This window comes from Tianweitania aestuarii, from assembly GCF_018457165.1.
Classification (GTDB): domain Bacteria; phylum Pseudomonadota; class Alphaproteobacteria; order Rhizobiales; family Rhizobiaceae; genus Tianweitania; species Tianweitania aestuarii.
Genome location: NZ_JAFMNX010000004.1, coordinates 229126 through 250821 on the forward strand (window position 1 = coordinate 229126; position 21696 = coordinate 250821).

Consider the following 21696-nt stretch of genomic DNA (forward strand, 5'->3'; position numbering starts at 1 on the left):
ATCGGTATGAGGGAAAAGGAAAGGAGAGCGAAGCCCGGCAAAAAGAAAAGGCCCCCAAGCGGCGAACCAACCTGAGAGCCTTGTTCTCTTGTAGCAAAGAAACAATAGCCCTCTCCGATTCGGCTGTCAAACCCGAAGACCGCTCTTGGCGGCACATTCGCTTTGCCCAAAGCTTTGTGGCGATGACATGCGAGAGACTGTTGTATCGACGCCCTTTGGGCGGCGGCCAATGACGCTTGCCTTGCTGGTAAGTCAGGTCGCAAACAAAGACATTCCCGACAAACCCATCTCCAAGTGGCAGGTGTTCCAGCACGTCCGGGAAGCGCGTGAGCATCTCGGAGCAAGCGATCGTGCGCTCGCCATTCTGAATGCGCTTCTGTCCTTCTATCCCGAGCCCGCCTTGAGCGCGAAGACGGGCACAATCGTCTGGCCGTCAAACGAGCAGCTCTGCGCGCGCGCCAATGGCATGTCGCTTGCAACCTTGCGTCGTCACATCGCAATCCTGCTCGATTGCGGTCTGATCCTTCGCCGCGATAGTCCCAACGGCAAACGTTTCGCACGCAAAGGCGAGGGCGGATCCGTCGTGCAAGCCTATGGCTTCGATCTCGCGCCGCTCCTGACGCGCGCAGATGAGTTCCGCCGCATGGCTGAAACCATCATCGCCGAACGCCAGGCGCTCAAGATCTTGCGCGAACGCATGACACTTTGCCGGCGTGATATCGTCAAGCTGATCGAAAGCGGCCGCGAAAACAGCATCCCGCATGACTGGAACGAGGCCGAAGAAAGCTATCGTACCATCATCGCCGAGCTTCCACGCAAGGCGACGAAGCCGATCCTCGAGCAGATCGAGGCGCAGCTCGAGACATTGCGCCGTCAGATCATCAACGCGCTGGACTCATTCATTAATGCAGCCGAGTTGAGCCGCAACGAGTCGCAATCTGAGACTCACAAACAAGAGTCAAAACCAGAATCCCAATCTGAATCAGTTTCGGTTTTGGAAAAGAGAAATGAAGCTGCGCTTTCCCTAAGCACGAGCCTCTTCACAAAGACCGCTCAAAAGCCGGCTCTGCCGCTACCCCTGGTTCTTGAAGCCTGCTCCAGCTTGAACGGCCTGGCGCAAGGTGGCGAAATCCGAAACTGGCGCGACTTCTCGGCCGCAACCACCGTCGTCCGCTCGATGCTCCAGATCACCCCGAGCACTTGGCAGGAGGCATGCGGCAGTCTTGGCGAACAACAGGCCGCGATTACACTCGGGGCGATCTACCAGCGATCCGGAGCGATCGTGAATCCCGGCGGATATCTGCGTGTGTTGAGCCGAAGAGCCCAGTCGGGCCGCTTTTCAGCCACACCGATGATTATGGCTCTGCGGCGAACCAGCGACAAACCGGAGTCACCGAGCGCGCCTTGTGTCGAACCAGCCATTCAATCCGGGGAGGAAAACCCGGCTGACGATATTCCGATCAGCGCCGCACTGCTGCGCAGTCTTGCCCAGTCGAACACGCTGCAAGCCAAGATGCGCCGCAACCTGATCCAACCTTGAAGAAGACCGCGCCGATGCACTCCATCCTCCTGCAAGCTTCGCCTGCTAACCAGTGGTTAACCATGCTCGTGGCAGCCGCCAGCAACGGAACTGTTGAAAATGTCTGACGTAGTGAGTGAGTCCAAGGCGATCCGGCTGAAGGGACGGTCCTTCCTGGCCCTTGTTCTGACGCCCGAGCTGCCCTTCGACGAATGGCTGGCCCGCCTTGATGACCTTGCTGCGCGCTCTGCGGGTTTCTTTCTGCGCCGCCCGATCGTGCTCGACGTTCAGAACCTCGATGTCGACCGTACTCAACTGCGCACGATGATCGAACAGCTGACTGAGCGCAATGTCCGCATCATGGGCTTGGAAAATGCGCGCGCCTCCATGCTGGCAGCCGATCTCCCGCCCGCCTTGACCGACGGCCGCGCAGCCTCCGACTTCGAGCCGCCTGCAGAACGCGCGCCCGGTGAAGCACCGCAGACAAACCCGTCGCCCGCTGCTTACGAGCGCGAGCCGGTGCAAGGCCAGTTCACGGCCATGCCATCGCTGACGGTCACCGAGCCGGTCCGCTCCGGGCAGTCGCTCGTGTTTCCCGATGGTGACGTCACCGTAGTGGGATCGGTTGCATCGGGCGCGGAAATCATCGCCGGTGGCTCGATCCACGTTTACGGCGCGCTGCGGGGGAGGGCGCTTGCAGGAACGATGGGCAATTCGTCGGCACGCATTTTTTGCCGCAAACTCGAAGCAGAACTGATTGCGATCGACGGCTTCTACAAGACGGCGGAAGACATGGAGCACGAACTGCGCGGCCAGGCCGTTCAGATCTGGCTCGAAGGCGAGGCGATCGTCGCGGAAACCTTAAGCTGACGCGAAAGCGGGCAAACGGAACACAGGAGATAACGATGGGCAAAGTTATTGTAGTCACATCGGGCAAGGGCGGCGTTGGCAAGACGACGTCGAGCGCCGCACTCGGTGCTGCCCTGGCGCAGAATGGCGACAAGGTCGTCGTCGTCGATTTCGACGTCGGTCTGCGCAACCTCGACCTCGTCATGGGCGCCGAGCGCCGCGTGGTTTATGACCTCGTCAACGTCATCCAGGGCGAAGCCAAGCTGGCGCAGGCGCTGATCCGCGATAAGCGCCTCGAAACGCTGTACCTGCTCCCGGCCTCACAGACCCGCGACAAGGACAATCTCACGCCGGAAGGCGTCGAGAAGGTCATCACCGCTCTGCGCAAGGCGTTCGACTGGGTGATCTGCGACAGCCCGGCCGGCATCGAACGCGGCGCGACGCTCGCCATGCGTCATGCCGATGTGGCGATCGTCGTCACCAATCCGGAAGTTTCGTCCGTTCGCGATTCCGATCGCATCATCGGTCTGCTCGATTCCAAGACCATGAAGGCGGAGCAGGGCGAGCGGATGGAAAAGCATCTGCTTCTGACCCGCTTTGACCCCGCACGTGCCGAGCGCGGCGATATGCTGAAGGTCGAAGACGTGCTCGAAATCCTGTCCATTCCGCTGCTCGGCATCATCCCCGAGAGCATGGACGTCCTGCGCGCTTCCAATGTCGGCGCACCCGTGACCATTGCCGACAACAAGAGCGCGCCGGCACTGGCTTATTTCAACGCCGCGCGTCGATTGAAAGGCGAGACTGTTCCGCTCACCACGCCCGGCGAGAAGCGTGGTTTCTTTGGCAAGATCTTCGGAAGGAAAGCGGCATGAACCTGAAGCGTTTCTTCTCCCGTTCGGCTTCCGCGCCCGCGGCGCGCGAGCGCCTGCAGGTGTTGCTGGCGCATGAGCGCGCGTCGAGCGGGGATTCCGATCTCCTCAAAACGCTGCGCGACGAAATCATGGCCGTGATCGCCAAGCATATGCAGGTCGATGGCGACAAGGTCAGCGTGAAGATGGAACGTGGCGCGTCGGTCTCGACGCTCGCCGTGGACATCGAAGTGCCGTTTGATGGTGGCAAAAAGGCAGCCTGACCGCTGCCTCTTCGTTCCATCTCCGTCTAAAGCGCGTTTGAACGCCTACAAGATCACACGATGCGCAGCCTGGCCGCGAATGCCGAGGTCTGCCTTGAAAGCCGAGCCTGCTAGGGGTTGGCTAGCCAAGGCTTCGGCATCGAGATTGTCGCGCGCGCTGGTGATGAAGAGCGTCGACAGGTCCGCGCCACCGAAGGCTGGACACGAAGACTGTGTCGCTGGCGTTGACACGATCTCGATCAGCGTTCCGGCATCGTCGTAGCAGGCGACTCTGCCTGCGCCCCATTGCGCCACCCAAAGGCGACCTTCGGCATCAACGGCGGCTCCATCCGGGTTGAGGCTTTCTGAGCTCAGGTCCAGAAAAACCGACGGTTCCCCTTTCGGCCATCCCTCACCGTCGAGCGCCTGTTTCCACACAAGCCGCTGCCGCGTATCGGCAAAAAAGGCAAAGCTTCCATCCGGCTTGAAGGAAATGGCGTTGGTGATCGTCACGTCGGGGACGAGCTGCCGGACCTCACCGCGATAATAGCGATAGATCGAGCCGGCCTTGTGTTCGCCTTTGCGTCCCATCGTCCCGATCCAGAACCCACCCCACGGATCGGTGCCGCCATCGTTCGAGCGATTGTCCAGCTGTTCGCCTTCCAGCTCGATGATCGGTTCAGAGCGACCGCTCACGAGATTGAAACGAAGCAAAGCGCCGGCACCGGCCACCAGCAGCGTGTCGCGATCGATCCAGCCGGCCGCCGAAACCGCTCGATCGAACTGCCATTCGCGCTGTTCATCGCCTTCGCGCGTTAACATCTTGTGGTTGAGAATATCAAACCAGAACAGCTGCTTACGCTCCGGGTGCCAGAGCGGACCTTCGCCAAGGCGGCAGGGGCGATCGTCGTAAAGCTCGGCCTGGATCATGCTTTTCCTCCGGCTTCCCAGGTCGATACGCTGCGCCTGGCTTCCTGTGCGATGCGGTCAACGGACCAATCCGGCTTGAACAGCGAGGAGCCCAAACCAAAGCCGTTTGCGCCGGCTGCGCGCCATGTCGCAAAGTCGTCGGGTCCAACGCCGCCCACAGGGTAAATCTGTGTTTGCGGGGGAAGAACGGCGCGTAAGGCCTTGAGTGCGTCCGGGCCCATCAGGCTTGCCGGAAAGATCTTCAGCGCATCCGCACCGGCGGCCAGTGCGGCGAAACATTCGGTCGCCGTAAACACGCCGGGAAAAGAGCCGAGGCCGCGATCCTTGGTGTAGGTGATGACGTCCGGGTTGCAGTTCGGCGAAACGATGAACGTCGCTCCGGCTTCAGAAACGGCGTCGACTTCATCTCGCGTCAACACAGTGCCGGCCCCGATCTCCGCGACGTCTTTGAAGGCGCGGCTCATGGTGGTGATACTTGTGAGAACATCGGGCGAGTTCAAGGGCACCTCGATGCGCGTAATGCCGGCATCGATCAAGGCGCGGCCCACGGCTTCCGCCTTGTCAGGTGTCAGTCCGCGCAGGATCGCGATCAAGGGCAGGGTCATCGTGCCTCCAGAAGTTGGTGCCGCGCTGCAACGAGGCCGGCAAGCGTACAAGCCTGCGCATCCACCATGCGCGCCGTTCCGCCAAGCGCATGTAAAGCGCGCAAATAGCGTTCGGCAAGCTGATCGGCGCCGATCAGAACCACATCGCCACCCGACCATTCCTGCTGCATCGCTGCCAGTTCAGCACCGATCAGGAGGCCCGATAGCCGGGAGCGTGCATCTTCATTGTCGGCATCCGCAACAAGCCCGCTTGCGCGAATGCCAAACAGAAGCGCGGTCAAATCGGCAGGGGTCTCGGCCGCAACACGCACGGCATTATCGAAGACGGTGTCATGAAGCGTTCCATCCTCGCCCATCGAGTGCCTGAGCACCGACTGCTTCGCCAGCAAGGCGAACAGTTCGCCCGTCATGAAGGTGCGGAAGCTCTGGACCTCGCCCGCTTCGACCCGCGCCCACTTGGAATGGGTGCCCGGCAAGCAGACCATGCCGGTAAAGCCTTGTTCCAGGCCAAGAAGGCCGGCGATTTGCGTTTCCTCGCCACGCATCACGTCGGCGGGATCCATTTGGCTCAGTCCATGAACGATGCGGACGGTCAAACGCGGGTCGGATGTCGAAACCTGCTGCATCGCGGATGCAACCACGGGCTGGGTCGGCACGGCGAGATAAGGCACTTCCTGCCATCCCTGCCGCGCGCCAACCATGCCGCAGGCAACCACGTCGATCGGGCGCTCAGCGGAAAGCCATGGCTCTGTCGCCGCAAGCAAAGCGGGCTCGAACTGGTGCCGCTCGAGGCCACCCATTCCGGTCGGCGCAGAAACCGTTGCCACGGCGCGATCGTCCGCCATGGCCCAGGCGCGCAGATTGCTCGTTCCCCAATCGACGGCAATCCAGTCGACGCGCTCAGCGCTGCTTGCAGTCTCCGGCATCACGCCAGATCTTGCGGCAAAAGGTCGGCTGGCAGGTTCTGATAGGCAACGGGACGCAGGAAGCGCCGGATCGCCAGCGTTCCGACCGACGTCGTCGAAACATTGGTGCTGGCAGGGTAGGGGCCGCCATGCATCATCGCATCGGCCACTTCCACGCCGGTGGGATAACCGTTTGCCAGAATACGACCGGACTTGCGCTCCAGAACCGGCATCAGCTGCTTGGCGAAAGCGGTGTCACCGTCGTCCAGCTGAAGCGTTGTGGTGAGCTGACCGCGAAGGCCATGCGCGATGGCCAGCATCTGCTCAGGACCGGCAGCGCGCACCATGATACCGAGCGGCCCGAAAACCTCCTCGCCGAGTTCGGGATTGGCCAGGAACGTGTTTCCATCCGTCACGAAGAGGGCAGGGGCCCCTTCGCGGCCATTGCCTTCCGCGGCATGCGCCTGGCGCACCGCATTGCTGCCGGCGATCCGCGCCGAGCCACGACGAAACGCGTCGGCTATTCCGGTCGACAACATCGGCTGCGCTTGAACGGCACTCAGAGCCTGCGCGGCATTTGTTTCGAAGTTTTCGGCCACGGCGTCGGGCACGACGATGATGCCGGGGTTGGTGCAGAACTGGCCGACACCCATGGTGAGCGACGCGGCCCAGTCCCTGGCGATCGTTTCGCCGCGCGCCTTGGCCGCTTCGGGTAACACGAAGACCGGATTGACCGAGCCGAGTTCGCCGAAGAACGGGATCGGCTCTTCGCGCGCATTGGCGATGTCGAACAAGGCGCGTCCGCCGCGCAGCGACCCGGTGAAGCCGATCGCCTTGATGAGCGGATGGCGCACCAGCGCTTCGCCCGCTTCGTTGGTGTTGGATTGCACGAGCGAAAACGTGCCGGGGTGCTGGCCGGTCTTCTCGATGGCTTCCAGAATGGCTTCGGCAACGATTTCGGCCGTGCCGGGATGGCCGGGATGACCTTTCACCACAACCGGGCATCCGGCCGCCAATGCGGATGCCGTGTCGCCGCCGGCGGTCGAGAAGGCGAGGGGGAAGTTCGACGCGCCGAATACGCCCACAGGGCCGATCGGCCGCTGGATCAGCTTGATCTCAGGGCGCGCCGCAGGCTTGCGGTCGGGCATTGCCAGATCATGACGCTTGTCGAGATAGCTTCCGTCGCGAATATGGCTGGCGAACAAGCGAAGCTGACCGGTCGTGCGACCGCGTTCACCTTCCAAACGTCCGGCAGGCAGACCGCTTTCGCGCGTACCGATCGCGGTGATCGCCGCACCGCGCGCTTCGATCGCGTCGGCAATGGCGTCGAGAAACGCTGCGCGGTTTTCACGACTGGACGATCCGAACACCCAGAACGCATCCTCGGCAGCCTGAGCGGCGCGGTCGATATCATCCGCCGTGCCCAGCGCGAAACGCTGCGGTTCGCCGGAAACGGGGTCGGACTGGAAGCTTTGCGATCCTTCCACCCATTTTCCGGCAATCAGATGAGCGCCGCGCGGCTTGAAGCTGTCAGACATGGTCAGGTCCTTTTCGACCTCAGAAGTTTGCTGGATTACATCTCGAAAGCATCAACAACGATCCGGCGGCCCAGCATGAAGGCGTCGGCGACATGCACAAGAGGCGCGAGATCGACGTCGATCGACGTCTCAGCGACAAGCTGCGCGAAGCGGGCATAGATCCCGTCATATTCGCTGTCGGCTTCCTGCATCATCACCTTGCCGTCGATCGTCATCTCGGCACCGCCGGATGACAGCTTGAGCTGGCCGTCGTTCGTTTCGATTTCGATATTCCAGGTTTGCGGCCCGGTCTGGCGCCAGTCGAAATCGGCCGACACGGTTTCACCGCTCGCGCCTGCAAATTGCAGCTGCGCGGCGATCGGCGCATCGCGTCCGTCGGGGAACTGGAGCTCCGCCGCCGTCACGCGAACCGGCTGCGGCAGGATTTCGGTGAGGATCGACAAGGCGTTAATGCCGGGATCGAACACGCCGAGCCCACCCGGCTGCCAGATCCATTCCTGGCCGGGATGCCAGCGCCGCACATCTTCCTTCCAGGTGATCCGAGCCGATTGCACCTGCCGCTTAGCCAGCCAGGCCTTTGCCGCCGGAACGGACGCGGCATAGCGCGAGTGCCAGGTGGCAAACAGGGCAACGCCTTCGTCGCGCGCAGCAGCAATCAGCGCTTCGACTTCGGCCACCGTCGCACCCGGCGGCTTCTCTAGCAGCACATGGCGCCCGGCCTTGATCGCCGTCCACGCCGCATCGAAGCGGGCCTGCGGCGGCATGCACAGCGCAACCGCCCCCACGTCCGGCCGACCGGCAAGCAGCTCTTCGATCGTGGCAAAATTCTCGACCCCATCCACCCCGGAATGCCGGCTGACGGTTGCGCTCAGCTCAAAGGCGCCGTTGCGGGTGATCGACGGGATATGCTGGTCCCGCGCGATCTTGCCGACACCGACGATTGCAATCTTAGTGGCTGTCACGACCAACGGCCCTTCCGCGATTGCCCTTGAGGAAGTCGAGATCGGCCCCGGTATCGGCTCCCTGCACATGCTGCTGGTGCAGCCAGGCATAGCCGGATTGATATTGCTCGTGCTTGGGCTGCCAGGCAGCCAGACGGCTTGCAAGCTCCTCCGCGGAAATGTCGAGATGCAAACGGCGGTTCGGCACGTCGAGCTCGATGAAGTCGCCGTTCTGCACCACGGCCAGCGGTCCACCCGCAGCGGCCTCCGGCGAGGTGTGGAGCACAACGGTGCCGTAAGCGGTGCCCGACATGCGCGCATCCGAAATGCGCACCATGTCGGTGATGCCCTTGCGCAGCACCTTGGGCGGCAGACCCATATTGCCGACCTCGGCCATGCCCGGATAACCCTTCGGGCCGCAATTCTTCATCACCATGACGCAGGTCTCGTCGATGTCGAGCGCCTCGTCGTTGATCTTGGCCTTGTAGTCGTCGATGTCCTCGAACACCACGGCGCGGCCGCGATGGGTCAAGAGATGCGCCGACGACGCCGACGGCTTCAAAACGGCACCCTTGGGCGCCAGATTGCCCGTGAGCACGACGATGCCGCCGGACTGCGTCAGCGCCTTTTCGGCCGGGCGGATGACGTCCTCGTCGTGATTGGTGACGTCCTTGACCTGGTCCCACATCGTTTCGCCCGAAACTGTGAGCGCGTCTTTGTGGAGCAGACCTGCTTCGCCGAGCCGCTTGATGACGACGGGCAGACCGCCGGCATAGAAGAACTCTTCCATCAGATATTTGCCCGATGGCATCAGGTTGACGATCGTCGGCACGTCGCGGCCGCAACGATCCCAGTCTTCCAGCGTCAGGTCGATACCGACGCGGCCGGCAATCGCCAGAAGGTGGATCACCGCATTGGTGGAGCCGCCGATCGCCGCATTGGTGCGGATGGCGTTCTCGAAGGCTTCCTTGGTGAGAACGTCGGACGGCTTGAGATCGTCTTTCACCATGTCGACGATGCGCCGGCCAGACATCTGCGCCATCACGCGGCGGCGGCTGTCGACGGCGGGAATGGCGGCATTGCCGGACAGCGCCATGCCCAGCGCTTCGGCCATCGACGCCATAGTCGAAGCGGTGCCCATCGTGTTGCAGGATCCGGCCGAACGCGACATCGAGGCTTCGGCTTCGGCGAATTCTTCCTGCGTCATCTCGCCCGCCTTCACCGCTTCGGAGAAGCGCCAGAGATGCGTGCCTGAGCCGACGCGCTCGCCCTTGTAATAGCCGTTGAGCATCGGCCCGCCGGTCACCACGATCGAGGGCATGTCGGTGGACGCCGCTGCCATCAGCAAGCTCGGCGTGGTCTTGTCGCAACCCACCAGAAGCACGCAGCCATCCATCGGCTGGCCACGGATCTGTTCTTCCACCGACATCGCCGCCAGATTGCGGAACATCATGGCCGTGGGGCGGAAACCGGATTCGCTGGCCGAAAAGGCCGGCACTTCAACGGGGAAGCCGCCGGCTTCAAACACGCCGCGCTTCACCGATTCCGCGAGCACATTGAGATGTGCGTTGCAGGGCGTCAGCTCGGACCATGTGTTCATGATGCCGATCACGGGGCGGCCATCGAACAGGTCGTGCGGGAAACCCTGGTTCTTCATCCAGCCGCGATGATAGATCTGGTCGCGGCCGGTGCCGCCGAACCATTCCTGCGAGCGAAGCTTACGCGGCCATTCGGCCTTGGTGAACGCCATGGGAGACGCTCCTTTCCCTGCAATCAAAGTGTCTGGACGGCAACGCGCGTGGCGGCCGGCGTTGAGCCGTCGATCGCCAAACCGTTGCGCAATGGCAGGCCGAACGCGGCCGCCTCGATTTCGAACTGGTCGCCGGCTTCTGTGCGGATGCCGTCGGCGAACGACAAAGTCGCCGTGCCGAACATATGCACATGCACGTCGCCCGGCTGGCGGAACACGCGATACTTGAAGTGGTGATGTTCCAGATTGGCGATGGAATGCGACATGTTCGCTTCGCCCGACAGGAACGGCTTTTCGAAGATCACCTCGCCGCCCCGGCGAATGCGCGAAACGCCACGCACGTCTTCCGGCAGGGCGCCGATGCGGATTTCCGGCCCGAACGATGCGGGACGCAGCTTGGAATGCGCGAGATAGAGATAGTTCACCCGCTCCATCACATGATCGGAGAACTCGTTCGACAAGGCAAAGCCCAGCCGGAACGGCGTGCCGTCATCGCCGATCACATAGATGCCCGCCAGTTCCGGTTCTTCGCCGGCATCATCGGCAAAAACAGGGGAGGGAAGGTCGGCACCCGGTGCAACGAGGCTGGCGCCATTGCCCTTGTAGAACCATTCCGGCTGCACGCCGACGCCATCGCCCGCCGGCTTGCCGTTCTCGATCCCCATGCGGAACATCTTCATGGAATCGGTCAGCACCTCTTCCGCACCGGCCGCCTTCGCATGCATGGCGTTGCGGGTGGACGCCGAACCGAGATGCGTCAAGCCGGTGCCGGTCAGATGCAGATGCGCCGGGTCCGGATGATGGATCGGCGACAGGAGCCGGTTTTCCTCATAGGCCTGCTGCAGGTCGACAGCTGCACCGAAGCCCAGGCTGCCGATCGTGGCGGCGAGGCTCTTGCCATTGCGGGCGCAGTCGAGGGCCAGCGCATAAACGCTCTGCGCGCCCCTGACTTCATAGGCTTCCTTGCCTTCACGCGCGACCACTGCGAGCGCGCCATCCGGTTTTTTGATCTGCGACAGCAGCATCGGCGCGCTCCTCAAGCCTTGTTGCGGTTGTAAACGTCGAAGGAAACGGCAGCGAGCAGAACGAGACCCTTCACCAGCTGCTGGTAGTCGATGCTGAGCTGCATGGCGCTTTGCATGCCCATGTTCAGCGCACCCATGATGAAGGCGCCGATCACCGCGCCCGTCACCTTGCCGACACCGCCATAAGCGGAAGCGCCGCCGATAAAGCAGGCTGCGATCACGTCGAGTTCGAGGCCGGTGCCGTTCTTGGCGGTAGCACTGCCGACACGGGCAAAGAACACGAGACCGGCAACGGCTGCCAACACGCCCATGTTGACGAACGCCAGGAACACGATGCGCTCGGTCTTCACGCCCGAAAGCTTGGCCGCCTTTTCATTGCCGCCCACGGCATAAACGCGGCGGCCGATTGTGGTGCGGGTCGTCACGAAGGCATAGATCGCGATCAACAGCGCCATCAGGATCAGGACGTTCGGCAAACCGCGATTGGTCGACATGAGGTAACCCATGTAGAGGATCGCGAGCGCAACGATGGCCATGCGGCCGAAGAAGAAGGCGGAAGGCTCATGCACGTTGCCGAGCCCGGCCTTGCGGCCGCGCTTGCCGATCCCGAACACGAGAAAGGCGAGAGCAACAACGGCCGCCAGGATCAGCGTCGTGGAATTCGCCAGATCGAAGGCGGGAAGGAAATCCGGGATCGTACCGGTGGACAGTGCCCGCAACGATGGTGGGATCGGCGAGATCGAGGATGATGAGCCGAGCGCCATGAAGGTGAGGCCGCGAAACACCAGCATTCCCGCTAGCGTCACGATAAAGGAGGGGATGCGCAGATAAGCCACGAAATAGCCCTGCACCGCCCCGATCGCTGCACCCACGCAAAGGCAGATCAGCACCGCCAGCGGAACCGGCAGATCATAGAGCACCATCAAAACAGCGCCGAACGCCCCGACGAAGCCCACCACCGAGCCGACCGACAGATCGATGTTGCCGGTGATGATGATCATCAGCATGCCGATGGCCATGATGATCACATAGCTGTTCTGCAGGAACAGGTTGGTCAGGTTGGAGGCCGACACGAAGGTCGGGCGTCCGGTCAAAGCGGAATAGATCGCGAAGAACAGGACGATGGCGACCAGCGCCACCAGCATGCCGTATTCGCGCAGATGGTTCTTGAAGTAACCGAGGCTCGAGCCGCTGTCTTCCTCGCGCGAAGCATCGCTCTTCGCGTCAAACGTCTTGATGCTCATGCAGCGTCTCTCCCTGCGGTGCGGATGATGGCGCGCATGATGCTTTCCTGCGTTGCCTCTCCCCGCGCCAGTTCGGCCACGAAGCGGCCTTCGTTCATGACGTAGATACGGTCGCACATCCCCAGCAATTCCGGCATTTCCGATGAGATCATCAGGATGCCTTTGCCTTCGGATGCGAGCCGCTCGATGATGGAATAGATCTCGAACTTGGCGCCCACGTCGATGCCGCGCGTCGGCTCGTCGAGGATCAGCAGTTCGGGATCCGAAAACAGCCACTTCGACAGCACGACCTTCTGCTGGTTGCCGCCAGACAGGTTGAGTGTCTTGTGGAAGATGTCGGACGAACGGATGCGCAGGCTGGTGCGGTAATCCTCCGCCACCGTGCGCTCGCGTTCGGTATCGATCACGCCATTCTTGGCGATCTCGGGCAGATTGGCGAGCGACACGTTCTGGCGAATGTCGTCTTCAAGCAGCAGGCCATATTGCTTGCGGTCTTCGGTCACGTAAGCCAGCCCGGCATCGATCGCCCGCGTAATGGTCGAAACATCCACCGGCTTGCCATGGATGAACGCTTCGCCGGACACGTTGCGCCCATAGGACCGGCCGAAGATGCTCATCGCAAGCTCGGTGCGGCCAGCGCCCATCAGACCGGCAATGCCGACGATTTCGCCCTTTCGGACGTTGAAGGACACGTCTTTGACGATGCGGCGCTGCGTGTTGAGGTGATGATAGGCGTTCCAGTCCTTCACCTCAAACAGCGTCTCGCCGATATTGGGGTGGCGCGGCGGATAGCGGTCGTCGAGCTGGCGACCGACCATGTCGCTGATGATGCGATCTTCGCTGACGCCGTTGGTGGCATCGAGGGTGGACACGGTGGAGCCGTCGCGCAGAACGGTGATGCTGTCGGCCACGCGCGAAATCTCGTTCAGCTTGTGGCTGATCATGATCGAGGTCATGCCCTCGGCCTTGAAGGCCAGCAGAAGATCGAGCAGCGCCTGGCTGTCGCGCTCGTTCAAACTGGCGGTCGGCTCGTCGAGGATGAGCAGCCGGACCTTTTTCGAAAGCGCCTTGGCGATTTCCACCAGCTGCTGCTTGCCGACGCCAAGATCCTTGATCAGCGTTGCCGGGCTTTCCGAAAGGCCGACCTGCGCGAGCAGCTTTTCGGTGCGCGCAAAGACCTGATCCCAGTCGATCACGCCGAAGCGCGAGATTTCGTTGCCGAGAAAGATGTTCTCGGCAATCGACAGAAGTGGCACGAGCGCCAGTTCCTGATGGATGATGATGATGCCGGCATGTTCGCTGTCGCGAATGCCGCGAAAGGCTTTCACCTTTCCGTCGAAGATGATGTCGCCCTGGTAGGAGCCATGCGGGTAAACGCCCGACAGGACCTTCATCAGCGTCGATTTGCCGGCGCCGTTTTCGCCGCAGATGGCGTGAATTTCGCCGTGTTGAACCGTGAGGTTGACGTCGTCCAAGGCTTTAACGCCGGGAAACGTCTTGGTGATGCCGCGCATCTCGAGGATCGGTGCCAAAAAACGCGCTCCCGCAGGCGTGAGGGATCGTGGACGGCCGCAAGCGACCGTCCGGCAAGAAGAGGAATGGGCGGAACGGCGAGCCGTCCCGCTTTTTAGAAGGATCAGGGCTTGATCTGGTCGGCCGTGTAATAGCCGCTATCAACCAGAACCGGCGTGATGTTTTCCTTCGTCACCAGAACTGGCTTCAGAAGATAAGCCGGCACGACCTTTTCACCGTTGTCATAGGTCTTGGTGTCGTTGACCTCGGGCTCCTTGCCCTGTCCAACGGCGTCGATCATGTTGACCGTGACCTTGGCGAGTTCGCGCGTGTCCTTGAAGATCGTGGAATACTGCATGTCGTTCTGGATCGACTTCACCGAAGGCACTTCGGCGTCCTGACCGGACACGATCGGCATTTTCATGTCGCCCTGGCCATAGCCGACGGCGGTCAAAGCCGAGATGATGCCGATCGACAGACCGTCATACGGCGACAGCACGGCATCGACCTTCTTGTCGCCGTAGTAGGACGACAGGAGGTTGTCCATGCGGGCCTGCGCAACGGCTGGATCCCAGCGCAGCGTGCCGACCTTTTCCATGCCCGTTTCGCCCGAAACCACCACCAGCTTGCCGCTGTCGATGTAAGGCTGCAGCACGCTCATGGCGCCGTTGTAGAAGAAGAAGGCGTTGTTGTCGTCCGGCGAGCCGCCGAACAGTTCGATGTTGAACGGGCCTTCTTCCGTTTCGAGCTTCAAACCGTCGACGATCGACTGCGCCTGCAGCACGCCGACCTGTTCGTTGTCGAACGTGGTGTAGTAGTCGACATTCGGCGAATTGCGGATCAGGCGGTCATAGGCGATGACCTTGATGCCCTTGTTATGCGCCTGTTCCAGAACGTCCGTCAGCGTGGTGCCGTCGATGGAGGCGATCACCAGCGTCTGAACGCCGGCTGCCACCATGTTTTCCAGCTGGCTGATCTGCGTCGGGATATCGTCCTCGGCATATTGCAGATCGGTCTTGTAGCCGCGGTCCTGCAGCTGCTTGACCATGTTGTCGCCATCGGCGATCCAGCGGGCCGAAGCCTTGGTCGGCATCAAAACGCCGACGGTGCCCTTTTCCTGCGCAAAAGCAGGCGCGCCCAGAATGGTGGCGGTGAAAAGGGTTGCCGCGAGCGCGGTCTTCAAAAATCGCATGTGGTCCTCCCAGGGATCCGTTTGACGCAGACCAGACGATGCCGCCGAAACAAGCGCGCGAACGTCTCCATCCGATCTCCCAATCGGGTGTGGCCTCATCGGTATTCTCCTGCCGGTATGTCGGTCAAATCAGAATGATGCTGTGCGATATAGCATTTCCGGTATATCGTTGAGCCATGAACACCTCCGCCACATCCACCAGCCCCGGTTCCATGCGCGATCGATTGATCCGCCGCGGCCTGAAACTGACCCATCTGCGCCTGCTCGCGGTGCTCAGCGAAACCGGCCAGATCCGCGCTGCGGCGACCCAGCTCGCCATGACGCAACCCGCCGCCTCGCGCCTTCTTGCCGAACTCGACACGATCACCGGCGCCAAGCTTTATGATCGCCACCCCCGCGGGGTGGTGCTGACGCCTTTCGGCCTGAAGCTCGCGGATTGGGCCGGCAAGATCATGCGCGATCTCGATGCGGCCGATCGCGAAATCGGCGAAATGGAAGCCGGCCGCAGCGGCTTCGTGTCGATCGGTTCGGTGACGGGTCCGGCACTCGATCTCGTTCTGCCGGTGCTGCGCCAGACCCGCGTCACGCATCCCAACATCGCCACCAATATCTTTGTGGATACCAGCGACAAGCTCGCCGATCTGCTTCTGAGCGAGCGCCTCGATTTCTTGGTCGGCCGCATTCCCTCCGATGTCGATCACGGCCGTTTCGCCGCGCGTCAGATCGGTCCGGAACCGATGAGCCTGATCGTGCGCCAAGATCATCCGTTGATCCGCACCGGCAGCACTGCGCTGGCCGATTACGTGGATTATGACTGGGTGCTTCAGGCGCCCGGCGGCCTGCTGCGCACGACGGTGGAAACCTACATCCTGAGCAAGGGTCTTCCCCTCCCGCAGCGCGTGTTCAGCACCTCGTCGACCCTGATGACGCTGGCGATCATCTCGCAGTCGAACGCGATTGCGGCCTTGTCGGAAGCGGTGGCGGATTTCTTTGCCAAGCCCGACGGGCTGAACGCGCGCATCGCCACGCTTCCGGCCGCGCCCGATCTCGCGGTCTCGCCCTATTCCCTTCTTCGCTCCAGGGATCGTCCCCTGTCACCGGCGTCACAGACGATCTGGGACCTCGTTGAAGATCGGCTGCAAGCAAGCGAAGATGAGGCCAAGCTCAGCGGTTTACAAAAATAATATAGTATGATTTTTTCTTCTCAGGGCAGCAGCCCTTCTCGTGGAGGAGAAACATGATCAGCAAAATTGTATTCGGCGCGAGCCTTCTCGCGTCGGTGAGCCTGTTGTCGTCTGCAGCGATGGCACAAACCGTCGGCTTCTCACAGATCGGCTCGGAATCGGGCTGGCGCGCCGCCGAAACCACGCTCACCAAGCAGGAAGCCGAAAAGCGCGGCATCGACCTGAAATTCGCCGATGCCCAGCAGAAGCAGGAAAACCAGATCAAGGCGTTGCGCTCCTTTATCGCGCAGGGCGTCGACGCGATCCTGATCGCACCGGTTGTGGAAACCGGCTGGGATGCCGTGCTCGAGGAAGCCAAGGATGCCGAGATCCCGGTGATCCTGCTCGACCGCACCGTTGATTCCAGCAAGGATCTCTACCTCACCGCCGTCGGCTCGGATCTCGAGCATGAAGGCAAGGTTGCCGGCGACTGGCTGGTGAAGGATGTCGGCGACAAGCAGTGCAACGTGGTCGAGCTTCAGGGCACCACGGGTTCATCGCCGGCCATCAAGCGCAAGGCCGGCTTCGAGGCCGCCATTGCCGGCCACGACAACATCAAGATCACCCGCAGCCAGACCGGCGACTTCACCCGCGCCAAGGGCAAGGAAGTCATGGAAAGCTTCCTCAAGGCGGAAAATGGCGGCAAGGATATCTGCGCGCTTTACGCCCATAACGACGACATGGCGGTGGGCGCCATCCAGGCCATCAAGGAAGCCGGCTTGAAGCCGGGCACCGACATCAAGGTCGTGTCGATCGACGCCGTGCCGGACATCTTCCAGGCCTTGGCGGCAGGAGAAGCCAATGCAACGGTTGAGCTGACCCCGAACATGGCCGGCCCAGCCTTTGATGCGCTCAAGGCCTATATGGATGACAAGAAAGAACCGCCGAAGTTCATCCAGACCGAGTCCAAGCTCTACACCCAGGCCGACGACCCGAAGGCCGTTTACGAGGAAAAGAAGGGCCTCGGCTACTAAGCCGACGCTCACTTGGCCTGCCCGATCTGTGATCGGGCAGCGCGCTCGACCCTGTCCGCCGCACTTTGCTTGCGGCGGATCTCGGCTTTGCATTGATCTGAGGAACGACCTGAATGCTCGACCCGACCCCTGGTCGCGTCCCGCTTTTGCGCGCGGCGGCCGTGTCAAAGAGTTTTCCCGGCACCAAAGCGCTTGATGCCGTTGATTTCACCTTGGGCGCCGGTGAAGTGCATGCGTTGCTCGGCGAAAACGGTGCCGGCAAGTCCACGCTGGTGAAATGCCTGACCGGCGCTTACCGCCGGGACGGGGGCGAGATCAGGCTGAACGGCACTTCCATTGATCCGCGCGACACGCTGCATGCGCAGCGGCTTGGCATCGGAACCGTTTATCAGGAGGTCAATCTCCTTTCCAATCTGACGATCGCCGAAAACCTCTTTCTCGGCCATCAACCCACCTGGCTCGGCTTCGTGTCCACCCGCCGCATGAACCGGGATGCCCGCGCGCTGACGGCGCAATATGGTCTCGACATCGATGTGACGCGCAGCCTCGGCAGTTATTCGGTTGCCGTTCAGCAGATCGTCGCCATCGCACGTGCCGTGCGCCTATCGGGCAAGGTGTTGATCCTCGACGAACCCACCGCCAGCCTCGATGCGCATGAGGTCGATGTGTTGTTTGAAGCAATACGCGGCTTGAAGGAACGCGGCCTGGGGATCGTCTTCATCTCGCATTTTCTCGATCAGGTCTTCCGCATTTCCGACCGCATCACGGTGCTTCGCAACGGCCGGCTGGTCGGCGCGGAAGACACCGCCTCGCTCGACCGCCTGCGCCTCGTCAACATGATGCTTGGCCGCCAGCTTGAAGAAGAAACCCGCCAAACCGGCAAGACGGGCATGAGATATGATGCCGAGCCGCGTCTGCGCTTTACCGGCTTTGGCCGGCGCGGGCGCATCGCGCCCTTTGATCTTCCGATCCAGCGCGGCGAAGTGGTGGGCGTTGCCGGCCTGCTCGGCTCCGGCCGTACCGAAACGGCGGAAGTCCTGTTCGGCGTTTATCCCCATGACAGCGGCACGGCGACCAAGGAGAACAGGGCGCTTTCGCTTGGCTCGACCCGCGCTGCCGTTGCCGCCGGCTTCGGCTTCCTGCCCGAAGACCGCAAAACCGACGGCATCATTGGCGAGCTGTCGATCCGCGAAAACATCGCCTTGGCGCTGCAGGCCCGCATCGGCTGGGCGCGGCCTTTGTCGATTAAGCGGCAGCGCATCATGGCCGACGACTTCATCCGCCGCCTCGACATTCGGACCTCCGATGCCGAAAAGCCGGTCGGTCAGCTGTCCGGCGGCAACCAGCAGAAGGTCATGCTCGCGCGCTGGCTCGCCACCAATCCCGAATTCCTCATCCTCGACGAACCGACGCGCGGCATCGATGTCGGCGCGCATGCCGAGATCATCCGTTTGATCGAGGAACTCTGCGAAGACGGCATGTCGCTGCTCGTCATTTCCTCGGAACTGGAAGAGCTCGTGGTCTACAGCCATCGTGTCATCGTGGTGCGCGACCGCGCCCATGTCGCCGAACTGGTTGGCGAGGACATCACAACCGAGACCATCGTCAACGCCATCGCCAGAACACCTGTCAGAACATCCGAAGCTGCGGAGGCCACGATATGACGACGGCCACTCGCCTGGCGCAGCGCCTGCTGCCGCAGATCATCGCGCTTGCCGCCGTTCTCGGTCTCATCGCGGTGGTGTTTCCCGGCTTCTTCGACATCAGCTTCGCCAATGGCCGCCTTTACGGCAGCCCGATCGACATTCTCAATCGCGGCGCACCCGTCGCCTTGCTGGCCATCGGCATGACCCTGGTGATCGCCACCGGCGGCATCGATCTGTCGGTGGGCGCTGTCATGGCGATCTCCGGTGCGCTGGCCGCATCCTGCATCACGCAGGGCTATGGATTGCCGGCGACACTCGCCATCAGCCTTGCCGCCGGTCTCGTTTGCGGTTTGTGGAACGGCATCCTCGTATCCGTTCTGCGCATCCAGCCGATCGTCGCGACCCTGATCCTGATGGTGGCCGGGCGCGGCATCGCTCAGCTCGTCACACAGGGCGCGATCCTCACCTTCAACAATGAGGGCCTGATCTTCCTCGGTTCCGGCAGTCTGTTCGGAATGCCGATGCCCGTGATCCTCTGGCTCGCCATGGGGGCACTCGTCACCCTGCTCATCCGCCGTAGTGCGCTCGGCCTGTTGATTGAAGCTGTCGGCATCAACCAGCGCGCATCGATGCTGTCCGGCATCAATGCGCGCGTGCTGCTGATCGCCGTTTACATGACCTCCGGCCTGTGTGCGGCACTCGCCGGCATCATCGTTGCCGCCGACATTCGCGGTGCGGATGCCAACAATGCCGGTCTATGGCTGGAACTCGACGCTATCCTCGCAGTGGTGATCGGCGGCACATCGCTGCTTGGCGGACGCTTCTCGCTGATCGCCTCCCTGATCGGTGCGATGATCATCCAGGCCGTGAATACCGGCATTCTGCTTTCCGGCTTCCCGCCCGAGTTCAACCTCGTGATCAAGGCGGTGATCATCCTGATCATCCTCGTGGTGCAGTCGCCTGCCATCCAGATCATGATGACCTTCTTCACCACAAGGACGCCGGCACGATGAATGCCCGCACGCTGCCCCTCCTAGCAACGGTGCTGATCTTCATCATCGCCTATGCGCTTTGCTACCTCCAGTTCCCGGCGATCCTCTCGACCCGCGTGGTCGGCAATCTCCTGACCGACAATGCCTTTCTCGGCATCGTCGCCGTCGGCATGACCTTCGTGATCATATCCGGTGGCATCGACCTGTCCGTCGGGTCGGTGATCGCCTTTTCCGGCGTGTTCATCGCAGTCATGCTGCGCGACACCGGTCTCGGGCCGTGGCCGGTCTTTGCGCTGCTCCTCGTCATCACTACTTTGTTCGGCGCGGCGATGGGTGCCACCATCCACTTTCTGCAGATGCCCCCCTTTATCGTTACTTTGGCCGGCATGTTTCTGGCGCGCGGCATGGCTTACGTCCTGTCGATCGACAGCGTGCCGATCAACGACGAAACGATCAGCGTCCTGCAGCGCCTTTACTGGCTGATGCCGGGCAAGGGACGCCTCACGCTCATCGGCGGGTTGATGCTGGTTGTGGTCGTGGTCGGCATCATCGTTGCCCAACGAACCCGCTTCGGCACGAATGTCTATGCGCTGGGCGGCGGCGCACAGACTGCCCGGCTGATGGGCGTACCGGTCGCCCGAACCACGATGCAGGTTTATGCCGTGTCCGGCTTTCTTGCGGGTCTTTCGGGCATCGTCTTTGCCATCTATACCTCCGCCGGTTATTCGCTGGCCACGGTCGGCGTGGAGCTCGATGCGATCGCTGCGGTGGTGATCGGCGGCACGCTTCTGACCGGCGGCAGCGGTTTCGTGGCCGGCACGCTGATCGGCGTGCTGATCATGGGTCTGATCCAGACCTACATCATCTTCGACGGCACGCTGTCGAGCTGGTGGACCAAGATCGCCATCGGCATGTTGCTGCTGGGCTTCATCGTGTTGCAGAAGGCGCTGGTCTGGGCCGGCGGACGCCGTACGGAGGCTGCGGCAGGCAAAGGCTGAACGGGGTTATGATACTCAAGTCCGCGATCTCGGGAAGCATCACGCGCAACAGTCACGCGCGTGTGGTCGATGAACTCGGCAAGGCGATCGTCGGCGGAATCTATTCACCTGGCGCGGTTCTTCCGGGCGATGCTGAACTGGCCGAGCGATTCGATGTCTCGCGCACCGTTCTTCGCGAAGCCATGAAAACGCTGACCGCAAAAGGACTGGTCGTCCCCAAGGCGCGTATCGGCACCCGCGTCACCGAACGCTCGACCTGGAACCTGTTCGACGGCGATGTGCTGATCTGGCATCTGGAGAGCGGAAACGACCCGGAATTCATCAGCAACCTTGCTGAAATGCGTCTGTCATTCGAGCCTTTCGCCGCAAATCTCGCAGCCAAACGCGCAAATGGCGCCGAAATTGCCAGACTTTTTGCCTGTGTCGAGGCCATGGAAAAGGCCGACGCCATGGACAGCTTCGCCGTAGCGGACCTCGAATTTCACCTGACCCTGCTCGAGATCTCCAAGAATCCCTTCATGTTTTCAGTAGGTTCGCTCATCGAAGCCGCCCTCGTCACCAGCTTCCGCCTGAGCTCCCCCAACGGAGAACCCCGCCGCCAAAAAGCCACCTCCGACGCCCACCGCACCATCGTCAAAGCCATCGCCGCCGGCAACGGAAACGAGGCCGCAACGGCCATGCAAGCCGTCATCATCGACGGCCGCGACAGGATAGCTGGTCAGATAACCAGAAGCTAAGTCTT

The 21696-nt window shown here is 61.9% G+C and carries 20 protein-coding genes; 10 read left to right on the plus strand and 10 right to left on the minus strand.

Annotated features, from left to right (window positions below):
• Nucleotides 1-187: 187 nt before the first annotated feature.
• The 4 genes from repC to minE all read left to right on the plus strand — a co-directional run bounded on the left by repC (nt 188) and on the right by minE (nt 3500).
• Complete coding sequence (gene repC / locus JYU29_RS15720) at nt 188-1540, plus strand: plasmid replication protein RepC (RefSeq protein WP_213985871.1); 1353 nt, start codon at nt 188-190, stop codon at nt 1538-1540.
• Between the two features lie 99 nt (nt 1541-1639).
• Entirely contained in the window at nt 1640-2389 is a 750-nt protein-coding gene (gene minC, locus JYU29_RS15725; protein ID WP_213985790.1) for a septum site-determining protein MinC, read from the plus strand.
• A 35-nt stretch (nt 2390-2424) separates the two neighbouring features.
• On the plus strand, nt 2425-3240 hold the full coding sequence (minD, locus tag JYU29_RS15730) for a septum site-determining protein MinD (protein ID WP_213985791.1): 816 nt from the start codon (nt 2425-2427) through the stop codon (nt 3238-3240).
• A complete protein-coding gene (gene minE, locus JYU29_RS15735) occupies nt 3237-3500 on the plus strand; it encodes a cell division topological specificity factor MinE (RefSeq protein WP_213985792.1) in 264 nt (87 codons plus the stop codon). Before minD ends, minE begins: the two co-directional genes overlap by 4 nt.
• A gap of 45 nt (nt 3501-3545) precedes the next feature.
• Here minE and JYU29_RS15740 read toward each other — a convergent pair whose 3' ends face one another.
• The 10 genes from JYU29_RS15740 to chvE form a co-directional block, all read right to left on the minus strand.
• The gene (locus tag JYU29_RS15740; protein ID WP_213985793.1) at nt 3546-4409 is read right to left on the minus strand and encodes an SMP-30/gluconolactonase/LRE family protein; all 864 of its coding nucleotides are present in this window, start codon (nt 4407-4409) and stop codon (nt 3546-3548) included.
• A complete protein-coding gene (locus JYU29_RS15745; protein WP_213985794.1) occupies nt 4406-5014 on the minus strand; it encodes a 2-dehydro-3-deoxy-6-phosphogalactonate aldolase in 609 nt (202 codons plus the stop codon). The genes JYU29_RS15740 and JYU29_RS15745 overlap by 4 nt, the downstream gene beginning before the upstream one ends.
• Nucleotides 5011-5940, minus strand: coding sequence for a 2-dehydro-3-deoxygalactonokinase (locus JYU29_RS15750; RefSeq protein WP_213985795.1), 930 nt, complete (start codon nt 5938-5940; stop codon nt 5011-5013). The genes JYU29_RS15745 and JYU29_RS15750 overlap by 4 nt, the downstream gene beginning before the upstream one ends.
• Nucleotides 5940-7457 carry an aldehyde dehydrogenase (NADP(+)) gene (locus tag JYU29_RS15755; protein WP_213985796.1) on the minus strand — a complete coding sequence of 506 codons (1518 nt, stop codon included), beginning with the start codon at nt 7455-7457 and terminating at the stop codon, nt 5940-5942. The genes JYU29_RS15750 and JYU29_RS15755 overlap by 1 nt, the downstream gene beginning before the upstream one ends.
• Before the next feature lie 35 nt (nt 7458-7492).
• On the minus strand, nt 7493-8419 hold the full coding sequence (locus JYU29_RS15760) for a Gfo/Idh/MocA family protein (RefSeq protein ID WP_213985797.1): 927 nt from the start codon (nt 8417-8419) through the stop codon (nt 7493-7495).
• Nucleotides 8406-10148 (minus strand): L-arabinonate dehydratase, encoded by a 1743-nt coding sequence (gene araD, locus JYU29_RS15765; RefSeq protein ID WP_213985798.1) that lies wholly within the window; start codon nt 10146-10148, stop codon nt 8406-8408. The genes JYU29_RS15760 and araD overlap by 14 nt, the downstream gene beginning before the upstream one ends.
• 23 nt (nt 10149-10171) lie before the next feature.
• Nucleotides 10172-11173, minus strand: coding sequence for an AraD1 family protein (gene araD1 / locus JYU29_RS15770; RefSeq protein WP_213985799.1), 1002 nt, complete (start codon nt 11171-11173; stop codon nt 10172-10174).
• Nucleotides 11174-11184: 11 nt separating this feature from the next.
• Nucleotides 11185-12417, minus strand: a complete 1233-nt coding sequence (mmsB, locus tag JYU29_RS15775) for a multiple monosaccharide ABC transporter permease (RefSeq protein WP_213985800.1) — start codon at nt 12415-12417, stop codon at nt 11185-11187.
• A complete protein-coding gene (gene mmsA / locus JYU29_RS15780; protein WP_213985872.1) occupies nt 12414-13931 on the minus strand; it encodes a multiple monosaccharide ABC transporter ATP-binding protein in 1518 nt (505 codons plus the stop codon). Before mmsA ends, mmsB begins: the two co-directional genes overlap by 4 nt.
• A 122-nt stretch (nt 13932-14053) precedes the next feature.
• Complete coding sequence (gene chvE, locus JYU29_RS15785) at nt 14054-15121, minus strand: multiple monosaccharide ABC transporter substrate-binding protein (RefSeq protein WP_213985801.1); 1068 nt, start codon at nt 15119-15121, stop codon at nt 14054-14056.
• Nucleotides 15122-15297: 176 nt separating this feature from the next.
• On the opposite strand from chvE, the gene JYU29_RS15790 reads away from it, so the two are divergent.
• The 6 genes from JYU29_RS15790 (at nt 15298) to JYU29_RS15815 (ending at nt 21691) form a co-directional block, all read left to right on the plus strand.
• Nucleotides 15298-16305 (plus strand): LysR family transcriptional regulator, encoded by a 1008-nt coding sequence (locus tag JYU29_RS15790; RefSeq protein WP_213985802.1) that lies wholly within the window; start codon nt 15298-15300, stop codon nt 16303-16305.
• Nucleotides 16306-16358: 53 nt separating this feature from the next.
• Nucleotides 16359-17318 carry a galactofuranose ABC transporter, galactofuranose-binding protein YtfQ gene (ytfQ, locus tag JYU29_RS15795; RefSeq protein ID WP_213985803.1) on the plus strand — a complete coding sequence of 320 codons (960 nt, stop codon included), beginning with the start codon at nt 16359-16361 and terminating at the stop codon, nt 17316-17318.
• A gap of 113 nt (nt 17319-17431) precedes the next feature.
• Nucleotides 17432-18982 (plus strand): sugar ABC transporter ATP-binding protein, encoded by a 1551-nt coding sequence (locus tag JYU29_RS15800; RefSeq protein WP_213985804.1) that lies wholly within the window; start codon nt 17432-17434, stop codon nt 18980-18982.
• Entirely contained in the window at nt 18979-19977 is a 999-nt protein-coding gene (locus JYU29_RS15805) for an ABC transporter permease (protein ID WP_213985805.1), read from the plus strand. Before JYU29_RS15800 ends, JYU29_RS15805 begins: the two co-directional genes overlap by 4 nt.
• On the plus strand, nt 19974-20954 hold the full coding sequence (gene yjfF / locus JYU29_RS15810) for a galactofuranose ABC transporter, permease protein YjfF (protein WP_213985806.1): 981 nt from the start codon (nt 19974-19976) through the stop codon (nt 20952-20954). Before JYU29_RS15805 ends, yjfF begins: the two co-directional genes overlap by 4 nt.
• A gap of 8 nt (nt 20955-20962) precedes the next feature.
• Entirely contained in the window at nt 20963-21691 is a 729-nt protein-coding gene (locus tag JYU29_RS15815) for a FadR/GntR family transcriptional regulator (RefSeq protein ID WP_213985807.1), read from the plus strand.
• Nucleotides 21692-21696: the final 5 nt, after the last annotated feature.